12 protein-coding genes are annotated in these 13,844 nt (G+C 50.3%); 1 reads left to right on the top strand and 11 read right to left on the bottom strand.

Annotated elements, in window-relative coordinates; translation table 11 throughout:
• Nucleotides 1-92 precede the first annotated feature (92 nt).
• Complete coding sequence (gene envZ / locus PQQ36_RS16825) at nt 93-1,391, top strand: two-component system sensor histidine kinase EnvZ (RefSeq protein ID WP_011149224.1); 1,299 nt, start codon at nt 93-95, stop codon at nt 1,389-1,391.
• 76 nt (nt 1,392-1,467) lie between these two features.
• On the opposite strand, the gene PQQ36_RS16820 is transcribed toward envZ, so the two are convergent.
• From PQQ36_RS16820 to PQQ36_RS16770, 11 genes are all read right to left on the bottom strand, one after another.
• A complete protein-coding gene (locus PQQ36_RS16820; protein ID WP_263195485.1) occupies nt 1,468-2,874 on the bottom strand; it encodes a uracil-xanthine permease family protein in 1,407 nt (468 codons plus the stop codon).
• A gap of 254 nt (nt 2,875-3,128) precedes the next feature.
• Entirely contained in the window at nt 3,129-5,210 is a 2,082-nt protein-coding gene (gene recG / locus PQQ36_RS16815) for an ATP-dependent DNA helicase RecG (RefSeq protein ID WP_263195486.1), read from the bottom strand.
• A 143-nt stretch (nt 5,211-5,353) separates the two neighbouring features.
• Nucleotides 5,354-6,040: a tRNA (guanosine(18)-2'-O)-methyltransferase TrmH gene (gene trmH, locus PQQ36_RS16810; protein ID WP_038969587.1), complete on the bottom strand. Its 687-nt coding sequence runs from the start codon at nt 6,038-6,040 to the stop codon at nt 5,354-5,356.
• 87 nt (nt 6,041-6,127) lie between these two features.
• On the bottom strand, nt 6,128-8,248 hold the full coding sequence (spoT, locus tag PQQ36_RS16805) for a bifunctional GTP diphosphokinase/guanosine-3',5'-bis pyrophosphate 3'-pyrophosphohydrolase (RefSeq protein WP_011078920.1): 2,121 nt from the start codon (nt 8,246-8,248) through the stop codon (nt 6,128-6,130).
• 34 nt (nt 8,249-8,282) lie between these two features.
• Entirely contained in the window at nt 8,283-8,555 is a 273-nt protein-coding gene (gene rpoZ, locus PQQ36_RS16800) for a DNA-directed RNA polymerase subunit omega (protein WP_011078919.1), read from the bottom strand.
• A 127-nt stretch (nt 8,556-8,682) separates the two neighbouring features.
• Nucleotides 8,683-9,306 (bottom strand): guanylate kinase, encoded by a 624-nt coding sequence (gene gmk / locus PQQ36_RS16795; protein WP_011078918.1) that lies wholly within the window; start codon nt 9,304-9,306, stop codon nt 8,683-8,685.
• Between the two features lie 285 nt (nt 9,307-9,591).
• Nucleotides 9,592-10,809, bottom strand: a complete 1,218-nt coding sequence (locus PQQ36_RS16790) for a hypothetical protein (protein ID WP_039552265.1) — start codon at nt 10,807-10,809, stop codon at nt 9,592-9,594.
• Between the two features lie 10 nt (nt 10,810-10,819).
• On the bottom strand, nt 10,820-11,452 hold the full coding sequence (locus tag PQQ36_RS16785) for an energy transducer TonB (protein ID WP_011149230.1): 633 nt from the start codon (nt 11,450-11,452) through the stop codon (nt 10,820-10,822).
• A 4-nt stretch (nt 11,453-11,456) separates the two neighbouring features.
• Nucleotides 11,457-11,864: an ExbD/TolR family protein gene (locus tag PQQ36_RS16780; protein WP_011078915.1), complete on the bottom strand. Its 408-nt coding sequence runs from the start codon at nt 11,862-11,864 to the stop codon at nt 11,457-11,459.
• Between the two features lie 81 nt (nt 11,865-11,945).
• Nucleotides 11,946-12,473 carry a MotA/TolQ/ExbB proton channel family protein gene (locus tag PQQ36_RS16775; protein ID WP_011078914.1) on the bottom strand — a complete coding sequence of 176 codons (528 nt, stop codon included), beginning with the start codon at nt 12,471-12,473 and terminating at the stop codon, nt 11,946-11,948.
• Between the two features lie 9 nt (nt 12,474-12,482).
• The gene (locus PQQ36_RS16770) at nt 12,483-13,844 is read right to left on the bottom strand and encodes a MotA/TolQ/ExbB proton channel family protein (RefSeq protein WP_130349483.1); all 1,362 of its coding nucleotides are present in this window, start codon (nt 13,842-13,844) and stop codon (nt 12,483-12,485) included.

Here is a 13,844-nt window from a genome sequence, read left to right as displayed (position 1 = left end):
TCTGACATGATGATTCTTCTCCAATCCCTGGCTTTGACCAGGGATTGTTGTTTATTCTACCTTCGTACTCTACCTAGCTGCCGAGGTCTTTGATGCGTTTTCGTAGTTCCTTTACCCAATCGATATTTATCTTCATTACGTTGCTGCTCGCCAGTCAGGTGTTCTCCTATTACGCGGTGTTCAACTACGCGCTATTGCCGAGTTTGCAGCAGTTCAACAAAATCCTCGCCCATGAGCTGAATTTGGTGCTCGATGACGACAGCGCTCTGATGGCGGATGCGCCGTTGCGTCGGCAGGTTTTGGAGCAACTTGGTGTGACGGTGCACGCGGCCGATAGTGAACAAGCCAAAGAGTTTGACCATGCGATGACCATCGATTTGATGAGTGAAGAGATGACTCACGAACTTGGTTCGCCAACGGAAGTGCGTCTGCTGTTGGGCAGCGAAAGCTACATTTTGTGGATGAAAATTGACGCGCTTCCAGGCTCACTGATCCGCATTCCGCTCTCTGAACTGCAAGAAGAAGATTTCGCTCCACTGTTTCGCAACAGTTTGATTGTGGCGCTGTTGATCATCGCTGGTGGTTGGCTGTTTATCCGTTTACAAAACCGGCCACTCATCGCGCTGGAGAAGGCGGCCAAGGAAGTCGGTCGAGGGGAAATCCCGCCACCGCTGCCAGAAAAAGGGGCTACAGAGATCCGTGCAGTGACGCGCGCGTTCAATCAAATGTCTCGCGGCATTCAAGAGTTGGAAGCTGACCGCGCGTTGTTGATGGCGGGTATTAGCCATGATTTAAGAACGCCGTTAACACGAATTCGCCTTGCGACTGAAATGATGTCACCAGAAGACAGCTATTTAGCGGAAGGGATCATCAGTGATACTGAAGAGTGTAATGAGATCATCAGCCAGTTTATGGACTACCTCAAACCAGTGAATACGCAAAGTTTCACCGAGGTCGACATCAATGGTATTTCTGGGGATGTAGCGAGCTCCGAAGGGGGTTACGAAGTGCAGATTGAGACCGCCTTCCAGCCTTCGATTCGCACCGCTTTTGGCAGCCCGATCGCAATTAAGCGTGCCGTTAGCAACTTAGTGGTCAATGCACTGCGTTACGGTAATGGATGGGTGAAAATCAGCACGGGGATGACCGCAGACAGCAAGTTGGTGTGGGTGTGTGTGGAAGATAACGGCCCAGGGATTGAAAAATCACAAGTGGCGAAGTTGTTTGAACCTTTCACCCGTGGCGATACGGCTCGTGGTAGCGAAGGAACAGGCTTAGGGCTGGCCATTGTCAAACGTATTGTCAGCCAGCATCACGGCTCGGTGGTGGTGAACAACCGCAGCGAAGGTGGGCTCAAAGTACAGTTGAGCTTTCCGACCAGCGAACGTTAGTCGTAACCTTATTTAGGAAGGGTCATTGGGTTAAAAAAGGGTTGCCACAGTCGGCAACCCTTTTTCTTTGTGTAGATTAGCGCTTTACAGTCGCGGGCTCGTGCGCCTTTTCCTCTTCTTCGTCCTGAAGCTTTTCAGGCAGAAGAAGGTTAAGCACAATCGCGGTAATGCCGCCAGCAGCAACGCCGGAAGAGAAAATGCTCTTAATGAACTCAGGCATAAACTGCAAAATCTCCGGTTTCTGCGCAATGCCTAAACCCATCGAGAATGACAGTGCCATGATGAGAATGGCACGGCGATCGAGGTCAACTCGAGAAATGATGCGCACACCTGCAGCGGCGATGGTGCCGAACATCACGATGGTTGCACCGCCTAAAACCGGTTCCGGAATCAACTGAACAAAACCAGCCACGCCAGGGAACAGCCCAAGCAGTACCAACATGCCGGCGATGAAGTAACCGACGTAGCGGCTTGCGACACCCGTTAGCAAGATCACGCCGTTGTTTTGGCTGAAAGTGGAGTTTGGGAAACTATTGAATACCGCCGCTAATGCCGAGTTCAGACCGTCGGCCAATACGCCGCCTTTAATGCGCTTCATATACACCGGGCCTTTGACTGGTTCGCCAGACACTTCCGAGGTGGCGGTAATATCACCAATGGCTTCCAGCGCGGTGATGAGGAAAATCAGAACCAGTGGAATAAACAGCGACCAGTCGAAACTCAGACCAAACTGCATTGGGATTGGCAAGGCAATCAGTGCGCTACTGCTGCTGGCTTGGCGAGTGTCTACCATGCCCATGAAATAGGCCATGACATAGCCCACCAACATGGCAATCACAATCGACGCCACGCGTACGTAAGGGTTTTTGGTGCGATTGAGTAACACAATCAGGCCCAGTACCGTCCCTGCCAGCGCCAACTTATCGAGGCTGCCAAAAGTGCCATCGCCCAGGGCCGCGTAGCCGCCGCCCATTGATACCAAGCCGACTTGAATCAGGGTTAAGCCAATTAAGGTCACGACGATGCCAGAAACCAATGGCGTAATGATGCGACGCGCGTATTCCAACACGCGCGAAAGGAGAATCTCTGCAAACGAGGCAACCAAAATGGTGCCAAAAATCGCCGCCATCATGCTCTCAACGCTGGCGCCGCCTGCCTTCAGCGCTAAACCAGCTCCGATAATCGGACCTAAGAAGTTAAAACTGGTGCCTTGTACGGACAGCAGCCCAGAACCAATCGGACCAAAAGTGCGGATTTGAATAAAGGAAGAAATGCCCGAAGCAAACAGCGACATGCTGATGATGGTGTTGGTTTGTTCGGCAGACACGCCAAGCGCTTGGCAAATAATCAAGGATGGGGTGATCACAGCGACAAACATCGCCAGCAAGTGCTGCAGTGCAGCAAACAAAGTTTGAGGCAAAGGTGGACGATCGTTGAGTTGATAGATCAGATCCGTTTTACGCGTCGGGTTCGGCGTTGTCATGGTATGTTCCTAATTGTTGTACGCAGACTTAGCGCTCGCTGAATGGGAGGCCAAGGTGAACGGATGTCATCATCTGTGATTGCTGTTATTCAGAAATCCGCTCTGGTTGGGAAGGTGAGAAAAGTCATCCTCACAATTTGTGCGGCATTATAGGGCGATTATTCTAAAAAGCAATCGTTTGCTATTTGTATTGACTAAACAGGATGATGGATTCGACAGGGAACGAAGAGAAAATGGTCAATGAAAGGCGTGGATCACGCCTTAGAATAAATATCACGCTCGCCCAACCAGCGTTCAATAATCGCGGCGGCATTTTGTGGGTAATTGTGGTGAATGTAGCGTGCGGCGCGTTGAACTTCAGGGATCAGTCGCTGATCGCGGACGAGATCGGCAATTTTGAAATCCGCCAGGCCAGTTTGTTTGGTGCCGAGCAGCTCACCTGGCCCGCGGATCTCAAGGTCGCGCTGAGCAATGACGAAACCATCGTTACTTTCGCGCAGCACCGAGAGGCGCTTTTGCGCCGTTTTGGACAGCGGAGCGTGATAGAGCAATACGCAGTGGCTTGCTACTGAGCCTCGACCGACGCGACCGCGCAACTGGTGCAATTGTGCGAGACCCAAGCGCTCGGGGTTTTCGATGATCATTAAGCTGGCGTTGGGCACATCGACACCGACTTCGATCACTGTGGTGGCCACCAAAAGATGCAATTCATTGTTTTTGAACGCTTGCATCACCGCTTGTTTTTCAGCTGGTTTCATTCGGCCGTGCACCAAACCAATGCGCACATCAGGCAATTTACGTTGCAGCTCTTCGGCGGTTTCTGCTGCCGCTTGGGCTTCCAATACTTCCGATTCATCAATCAGGGTACAGACCCAATACGCCTGCTTACCCTCATTGAGGCAGGCATGACGAATGCGCTCGACAATGTCCTCGCGTTTGGTGTCGGGAATCGCGACGGTTTGGATAGGGGTTCGTCCCGGCGGTAACTCGTCGATCACCGATGTTTCCAAATCGGCATAAGCGGTCATGGCCAATGTGCGAGGGATCGGTGTAGCAGTCATGATCAGTTGATGTGGGTAAGCGCCTTGTTTGGCGCCTTTTTCGCGCAGTTCCAAGCGTTGATGCACGCCAAAGCGGTGCTGTTCATCAATGATCACAAGAGCAAGATGGTCAAACACCACGTGTTCTTGGAACAGCGCATGTGTCCCGACCACCATTTTCGCTTCGCCACTGGCAATGCGGGCTAATTCGGCTTCTTTGGCTTTACCTTTGAGCTTGCCAGCGAGCCAGCCAACGGGAATGCCCATTTTTTCAAACCAATTGGCGAAGTTGATCGCGTGCTGCTCGGCCAGAAGTTCGGTGGGCGCCATCAGCGCCACTTGGTAGCCATGTTCGATAGCGCGTACCGCGGCCAAGGCTGCCACTAAGGTTTTACCCGAGCCGACATCCCCTTGCACCAAACGCATCATCGGATGCGCTTTTTGCAAATCTTCTTCAATCTCTTGCACCACCCGCGCTTGGGCATTGGTCGGAGAAAAAGGCAGTTGAGCTAACAGTTGTTGTTTAAGCTGGTGGACGGGGGGCAGTGGCAACGCGACATCTTGCTGACCTTTGCTGCGCACGGCGAGCATGGATAAGTTCTGAGCCAGCAACTCTTCCATAATTAAGCGGATTTGGGCTGGGTGCTTTCCTTCGTCGAACAGTTCCAGATTAATCTCCGGCGAAGGACGATGGATAATGTGCAGCGCTTGCCCTATGGTCAGTTGTTGGTCATACAACCCAGCAGGCAGTAACTCTTGAACCGCGGCTTTATCGAGCAGGGCGAGGGCTTGATCGGTGAGGTTACGCAGCGTGATTTGCCTTAAGCCATCGGTGGTAGGATAAACAGGCGTTAAGCTCTGTTCCACATCGGGCTTCTGCGTTGGGGCGAAAAACTTGTAGTCTGGGTGAACGATCTCCAGCCCCATATTACCGCGCTTAATTTCGCCGTAAGCGTGTACTAACTTACCTTCAGCAAAATTGTTTTTCATTGCCGCGGTAAAGTTGAAAAAACGCAACGTGATGGTGCCATTCCCGTCGCTGAGCTTCACCGTCAACATCTTGCGTTTACCAAACAAGGTATCCACTTGCATCACATGGCCCTGCACAGCGGCCCACAATCCAGCATGCAATTTGGCAATCGGGTAGATGCGGGTGCGGTCTTCGTAACGAAGTGGCAAGTGAAACAGCAGGTCTTGCACGCTGCTTAAGCCAATTTTCTCCAGTTTTTCAGCCACCTTAGCACCGACCCCACTGAGGGACGTGAGGGGGACAGCAGATAACAGTTGGGCAGACATATTGGCCTCAAGACAATGATAAACATAGCGTTATGTTAACCATTAGGCTGTGTTTTTGTACAGGAAAAAATAGGCTCTAGAAAACTAGAAAACTAGAAAACTAGAAAACTAGAAAACTAGAAAACTAGGAAACTAGATAACGACTATTTCTTTTGCATGTCTGCCCACCAGTCAGGATCCGCAACAATTTGTCCGGCATCATCCAGTGGTGGGTAAGCGAGTCCTTTGCGTTTGGCGACCTTGGCCAGCACCGGATGGCCGCGCTCAAACAAAATGCGGTTGATGGTTTCGGCATCAATCGAGCTTTCGTCGTTTTGGTACATGCCCGCGGCTTCACGTTGGCGCTGCGCTTCATACAGAATCACCGCGCAAGCCACCGAAACGTTGAGTGATTGCACCATGCCCACCATAGGAATAATGATGTCTTGATCCGCCAGCGCCTTGGCTTGTTCAGAAACACCAATCTTTTCGCTGCCCAAAATGATGGCGGTTGGTTGGGTGTAATCGATTTGGCGAAAATCGACGGCGCTATCAGAGAGGTTGGTCACCAACACTTGCATGCCTTGTGCTTTTAAAGCGCTCACGGCGTCTGCGATGGAATCATGCGTATCCACTTCCACCCAGTTTCTTGCACCAGCAGAGGTGTTTTTCAATGTCTTCATTCGCTCGGTGGGCCACACGGCATGCACTTTGTGCAATCCCGTGGCATCGGCAGTGCGGATCATCGCTGACACATTATTGGGTTTATGCACTTCTTCAAGGCACAGGGTGAGATCGGTTTGACGTGCTTTTAAAACTTGTTGGATTCTCTGATAACGTTCTTCATTCATAACATTTTGAATTTGGCTTTCTGATAAAAATAGAAAGCCCTTGAAACCTTGATTTCAAGGGCGATGAAAAGCGATCGAATGCGGAGATCAGTTCTTGCGACGACGCACGCGTGAACAAGATGGCATGACGCGAATCTTCTTCATGATGCCTGCAAGATGCACACGATCTTTGGTGGTCAGCAGCACCGTCACGGTATACAAACGGCCATCACGCTCTTCAGTCGATAAGCCATGGATGTTTGAACCCGTTTTGGAAATCACGTTAGTCAGCTCTGCCAAGGCACCTTGATGATTGAGCATGTCGACTTTAAGTTCCGCGATGAACTCTTGATCGTAATCGTCTGACCATGCCACCGCCATGTACTTATCGGGCTCGCGTTGGTAGCCACGTACGTTTGGACAGGTCTCACGGTGAACCACCAAGCCTCTGCCCGGTGAAACATGGGCAATGATGTGATCATCTGGGATTGGATGACAACAGTTGGCAAACGTCAGCAGTAACCCTTCTGAGCCACGAATTGGCAGCTTCTTCTTGGTTTTGCTGTCGTTTGAACGCAGTTCTGTGAGCTCGTCTGCATCGCCTAACAAACGACGCGCAATCACGATACTCATACGCTCACCCAAGCCGATGGCGGCAAGCAGATCATCCAAAGATTGGATTTTGAGATCGCTCAAGACATGGTTGAGATTTTCTGGGCTGATGTCGGCAAGTGAGTGCTCACCGAGCGCATGATTCAACAAACGGCGACCAAGAGTAATCGACTCTTCACGACGCATGGTTTTCAGCACTTGGCGAATCTTAGTGCGCGCACGAGAAGTCACCACATAGTTGAGCCAAGCTGCGTTAGGACGGGCGCCTGGCGCACTGATGATTTCAATGGTTTGGCCATTTTTCAGCGCTTTGCTCAGTGGGTATGGATTGCGATCGACACGTGCACCAACGCAGGTATTACCGACATCGGTATGCACGGCGTAGGCAAAATCCACCGCCGTTGCCCCAACAGGCAGTTCAACAATGCGGCCTTTCGGTGTGAAGACGTAAATCTCATCCGGGAAGAGATCCGATTTAACGTTCTCGATGAATTCGAAGGAGTTACCCGCGCTTTGCTGAAGTTCCAGCAAGCTTTGCATCCAGCGCTGCGCCTTCACTTGCGCCGTGGTGCCAGTGCGTTCGCCATTGCCCTTATAAGACCAATGTGCCGCAACCCCTTTATCCGCCATTTGATCCATGTCTTCGGTGCGGATTTGCACTTCCACTGGAACACCATGAGGGCCCACCATCGAGGTATGCAGCGATTGGTAGCCGTTGGCTTTGGGGACCGCGATGTAATCTTTCATACGACCAGGGCGAGGCTTGTACAAGCTGTGCACCTGACCGAGTACGCGATAGCAGGTGTCGGCGGTATCGACCACGACACGAAACGCGTAAATATCCATGATGGTGTGAAAGCGCTGCTCTTTGGTTTTCATCTTGTTGTAGATGGAGAAAAGATTCTTTTCACGACCTAAGACGCGCGCTTGTAAGCCCACTTCTTGCAAGCGGCCTTCAATTTCACTGTGGATACGTTGGATCATCTCTTTGCGGTTACCACGCGCCGATTTCACCACCTCTTTTAATACGCGGTAGCGATTGGGGTAGAGGGCTTCAAAGCCGAGCTCTTCCAATTCGGTTTTAATATTGTGGATACCAAGGCGATGAGCCAAAGGTGAATAGATTTCGAGTGTTTCGCGGGCAATTCGGCGTTTTTTGTCTGGGCGAAGTGCGCCTAAGGTACGCATATTATGAGTACGGTCGGCCAGTTTGATCAGGATAACGCGAATATCTTGCACCATCGCCAGCACCATTTTGCGGAAGTTTTCCGCTTGTGCTTCTTTGCGATCGCGAAATTTCAGCTTATCCAGCTTGGAAACCCCATCAACCAATTCTGCCACCGTATGGCCAAATTGCGCTTCGAGATCTTCTTTGCTGACGTCACAATCTTCGATGACGTCGTGGAGTAACGCTGCTTGTAGAGTTTCAACATCCAGGCGCATGTCGGCCAGAATGCGCGCCACCGCGACTGGGTGGATGATATACGGTTCACCGCTTGAGCGGGTTTGCCCTTCATGGGCATCTCGCGCTACCACATAAGATTGACGCAGAGCCTCAAGTTGAGGCTCTGTAAGGTATTCTTGGGCAACGTCTTTGAGGCTATCGAATAGATACAAATTATGGGCCCGGGATGTTGTGTTTTAAGGCGAATTAACGGTTGCGAGCGATGCTGCTAACGGCCGCTAGTTCTGCTGCTTCTTGTTCTTGTTGCTCTTGACGCTCACGTGCATCAAGCACTTCTTTAGTGATAAGGCCTTCTTCGATTTCGCGTAGAGCGATAACGGTTGGCTTATCATTCTCTTCCGGCACTAGTGAATCTTTACCGCCAGTTTGCATTTGACGAGCGCGGCGAGCCGCAATCAGAACCAAGTCGAAACGGTTGCCAACTTTTTCAACAGCGTCTTGAACAGTTACGCGTGCCATGAGAACTCCAAATTAGTTAACTAAATTTTTTTGAATGACGAGAAAGTATACAGGCTCTCAGTTCTCAGTGTCTAGCTTGAGGTACCTTGAGTTGTATTATTAGTGCCACAGAATGCTTTCTGGGGTCTTATTCCGCTAAAAGCGCGTCAAGCATACCGCTATATTTAGCAGCTTGTTTGTCTTGCTTCAATCTTTCTGCTCGGATAATGGCTTTAAAGTCCATCAAAGCAGTATCGAAATCATCGTTGATGATCACGTAATCGTATTCGTTGTAGTGCGAGATTTCGGATTTCGCTTCCGCCATACGCTTGGCGATCACCGCTTCGCTGTCTTGACCACGCGTATTAAGACGACGCTCAAGTTCACCATTGGATGGTGGTAAGATAAAGATGCTCTTAGCGTGTGGCATTTGCTCACGAATTTGACGAGCGCCTTGCCAATCGATATCGAGAAAAACATCAATGCCTTTATCTAGGGTGTTTTCAATCCAAACACGTGAGGTGCCGTAGTAGTTACCAAACACTTCTGCGTATTCCAGAAACTCGCCTTTGGTAATCAGATCTTCAAAATGCTCTTTCTCGACAAAGTGGTAGTGCACGCCATCTTGTTCACCTGGGCGCATGCCACGTGTGGTGTGAGAGACCGACACTTTCATTGCGTAAGTCGGGTTTTTCTCCAGCATCGCGGAGATTAAGCTGGATTTGCCTGCACCGCTTGGAGCAGAGACGATGTAAAGAGTACCTTTGCCCATCTGTTTTAGTCCACGTTTGGTTTGGATTGAGAGCGGATAGGGAATATCTGCTACTAAAAGATAGCACTGACCATCTAAAATTCACCAGTTGATGACTTTTCGGCCAGAAAAATGGAGGCGAAGAGTATCACGAACTGAGGGTGGTTGCCAGTTGAAGTTGTCTCCAAAATGAACGCGATTTGCCTGTTGTGTAGAAGAAAAAAGGGGAAGACAAGCTTCCCCAGACACGTGCGACTGACTCACACTTAACCAGATGCCAGAATTGCTAACAATTCAGACGTTTGGTTATCCTTGACCCGCCAGATATGTGATCCAAGGGCTAACCACTTGGCGCATTTTTTCTGACTGAGCAGCACTTTGCATTGAGCGTAACGCACGCTGAGAATCTTTCAGTTCAAAGTAAGCAAGGCCACGAACGTATTCCAGCTCTGCTTTTTGATCCAATTTGGCATCAGCCGCTGGCGTACCGGTAAACTCGGTCGCTTTATCAAACTGCTTATCTTGAAGCATCAAACGCGCGATGCGAATTTGGCTCTTGGCAGTAGGGGCCAAAGCATACGCTTGTTGATAAGTGTCGATCGCTTTATCCAGTTCTTTTGCTTGTTGCCAAAAACTGGCTAAACGCTCCAAATTGTCCTGATTTCGCGTGATATTGCCGTTATCCAGTTCCGTTTGCAGCGTTTTCGCCGCTCGGTATGGGATGTTTTGGTATGCTAAGAAATTCACCAAGCGAAGAAACTCTTTCTCTTCATCGAGTAGCCCCATTTTGTAAGCCATTTCGAGTGCAGAAAGGGCATTGCGCTCTTGGTTGAGTTCCATATAGGTTCCCGACAACTGCATCCAATACCGTTTTTTCTCTGGGTATTTTGTGGTGAGTATTTTTAAAACGCCCACCACTTCTTTCAATTGCTTCAGCTCGTAGTGCGATGCCATCAACAGCAGATACCAGGATTCACTTGGATTCTTACTCATTGCGATGGCTTGCTTGGTAGGCGCAATCGCGTTTCTGTAATCATCCATTTGAACGTAGGCACTGGCGAGAGTGATGTACGCATGGGCTTGAGGCTTTTCATCGGTGGTTTTGGCGATGTCAAACCACGTTTTCATCGTCTCTACCGACTGTTTGTACTTTTCTTCAGAAAGGTACAATTGGGCCAAGCTATAACGCACTTGCTGAGCCACAGGAACCGGTAAAGCCTCCAGTTTTAACGACTCCGCGAAGTATTTTGCCGCATTTTTGTAATCCTCTTTGAGGGAATACAAAAAGCCCGTTTGTTGCAGCAGTACCGCGCGATCGTATTTTTTGGTGGTGCCTTCCAGCGCGTCAGAGAGCTTTTCCAATGCCGCAGAGTATTTCTCTGTTGCGATCAGTTCCTGCACCTTATTCACAGTACGGAAGGTACGGTCAGACAGTTCCGGAGCTTCTTTCGCTTGCGCTGGTGTGAGTATCACACCAGCAATCAAGGTGAGGGAAGCCAGGACATTTTTGAATGATTTCATCATGTTTGACTCCTTAGTTTACCGAGAACTCAATTTCTTGAGCCATACGAGAGCTCACAGGTTTGCCATCGACCATCTTGGGTTTAAAGGTCCATTTCGACACGGTTTTCCGTGCTTCTTTACCCAAATCCATGCGGCGAGGTTCCTCTTTGAGAACTTTGATGTCTTCCACCCCGCCACGCTCGTTGACGGTGAACTCAAGAACAACCAAACCTTTTTCCAATCCCGCTTTGGCGGCTTTACGCGGCATTTGCGGTTGGAAAGTCGCTAATGGCATCGGGCCACCAGTGCCGGCTACTTGTGCCCCGCCACCTTGGGAATAATGACCAAGAACGGAACCACCAGTAATGTTGACGGGCAGATCTAGCTTGGGCATGTCCATAGGGATCTGTTCCATCACTGGTTTTACTGTGGAGGTGATCTTCATCTCCGGCGGTGGTGGTGGACGTTTCGGTGGTGGCGGTTTGGGTAGCTCGCGTTTTTTCTCCTGTACTTTTTCTTCGGGTTTGACTCGAATGAAATCCACCATGCGCAGATCATCGTTCGATGCCAGTTCGTGGCGCTCTTTATTTACCAGCTTGTCCATCCCCCAGAACAATCCGAGGGAGACAACGAGCGCCAGTGCAATTGAGGCCAGATAACGCATAAGCTTAATCCTTGTTGGTCGCGGCGATGGAGATATTGGCTACACCAGCCATGCGTATCTGATCCATCACTTTTACAACCACACCAGCATTCGCTTCTTCATCCGCTTGGATGACCACTGCACCATCTGGGCTTTCTGCACGCAGGCGTTCAACGTTGGCACGGACCGCATCGACTTCGACGCGTCGCTTGTCGATCCAGACATCACCCGCCGCGCCAACCGCGACCATGATGTTGCCTTTGGCGACGGTTTGTGCCGAGTTGGCACTAGGGCGGTTCACATCGATACCCGCTTCTTTTACAAATGACGTTGTTACAATAAAGAAGATCAACATGATGAAAACGATGTCGAGCATCGGGGTCATATCAATGGCCATTTCATCATTACTGTCACTGCTATAGCGTCTTTTCATGACCTATACCTCTAATTCCATTTATTGATACCAAATCAGCCAGAGCGATAGAGAGAAAAGGCGATCGCTCTGCCATTGGTATTAGGCAATATGCTTCAACTTATCTTCCAGTTTACGAGTGGTGACTTTCGCTAAGTGATCTAAGCGGGTGCTAAAGAACAACCCCGATAGCGATGCCACCATTCCTGCAAGTGTTGGAATGGTTGCCTTTGAGATCCCTGACGCCATGGCGCGAGGGCTTCCTGTTCCGACGATGGCCAAAATATCGAATACTTGAATCATGCCCACCACGGTGCCTAAAAGACCAAGCAGTGGACAGAGGGCGATCAACACTTTGACGATCGGTAACCCTTTTTTATTCTCGATATCCTGACGGGAGATGATCTCCTGTCTGATCATTCTGGCGTTCCAGCTGGTGTGCTCCGTGCGCTCGGTCCAAGTGGCAAGAGCTTGCTTCATGGCACGAGGAGCGACGGCGATAAAGTAGAACCAGCGTTCCAGCAAAACGACCCACAGCATGAAGCTGAGGACAAAGATCGCGACCAGTACGTCGCCACCCATGCCAAGGAATCGTCTGATGGACTCTAACTCTTCAATTAACCACCACATAGCGCCTCCTTAGCGTTCGGCTGTGTGCAGTTTTTCCTGGTAGCGAGCAATAAAGCCAGCGCTTTGCTCTTCAAGGGTTTGCACTAAACGACGGCCTTTACTGTGCACTAAGGTGTAGAAGAACAGCAGTGGGATGGCCACAACCAGACCAAGCATAGTGGTCACAAGTGCTTCCGAGATACCGCCGGCCATCAGTTTCGGATCGCCAGTACCAAAGAGAGTGATTGCTTGGAAGGTGCCGATCATCCCCATTACCGTACCCAAGAGGCCCAGTAGTGGCGCAACGGAAGCAAACAGTTTGATGGAGACAATGAATCGCTCGATCTTAGGCGCGTTGCGTAGAATGATTTCATCCAGTTTCGCTTCTAGATCTTCCAAGTTGTCGCCTTTGTGATCTTGATACGCTTGAATCACTTCACCCAGTGGGTTGCCTTCAATCACCGCATCGGATTTGGCTTGCTTACGCATTTTGCCGCCGATCACCAGTAAGCGTAGGTAACAGAATAGGGCAATCAATGCGCCTAATGCACCCATAGCGAGAATCACGTAACCCACGATACCACCTTGGTCGATGCGCTCTTTTACGGTCGGGCTTTGTACCAGTAGAGACAAAATGACGCCGCGAGAAGGGTCAATAAATAGCGGCTCATAGCTTGAAGACGTGGATTCAAATCCCGCTACATGACGGGTGATATTGGTACGTGGTTGACGAGACAACTCTTCGAACTTGCCGGTTTGAGGGACGTAGGTAACGTATTTGCCATCAGCGATGGCGTTAAATTCGCCCACCAAGGTGACATCACGTACGGCTTCTTTACCTTCGCCGTAAACCACGGTTGCAGGTGTGGTTGAGGTTTCCCCAGACACAATGATCTGTTGTAGCACGGTGTGCCAGAACGACTCCAGTTCTTCGGTGGAAGGCAGTTCTTTGCTCTCGGCCAGTTTGGTGAGCAAAGCGTCACGTTGTGGGAACTGAACTGCGTTCTGTGAGGCGTTGAATAGGCCTTTGAATTCACCCGCATACTGACGAACCACGCCAAACATTTCGCCCAAAGTGCCTGAACGTTGGCGTAACGTTTCAGTCAGTTCGGTTAGCTTTTTGTCGTTGTCGTCAAAGGTGGCTTTCAGTTGCTCACCCAGTGCCGTTTCGGCTTTGAGTTGGGCTTTTGCCTGCTTGAGCAGTTCCGCTTGTTTGTTGCGATCGGCAAGAAATTCTTGCTCACGCGCTTTGTTTTCTTTTGACTCAACGATGCTTTCTGATTTGACGTTCTTGAGCAGTTCGTTGAGTGATTTTGGTGCTTCCGCATGCGCGCCAGAGACCATAAACAGGCTAGCCAGCAGTGCGGCGGCGATGGTTTTGAATCCTTTCAT

The organism is Vibrio sp. CCUG 15886 (assembly GCF_028570825.1).
GTDB classification, from domain to species: Bacteria; Pseudomonadota; Gammaproteobacteria; order Enterobacterales; family Vibrionaceae; genus Vibrio; species Vibrio vulnificus_B.
This window is presented reverse-complemented; position numbering and strand designations above follow the sequence as displayed.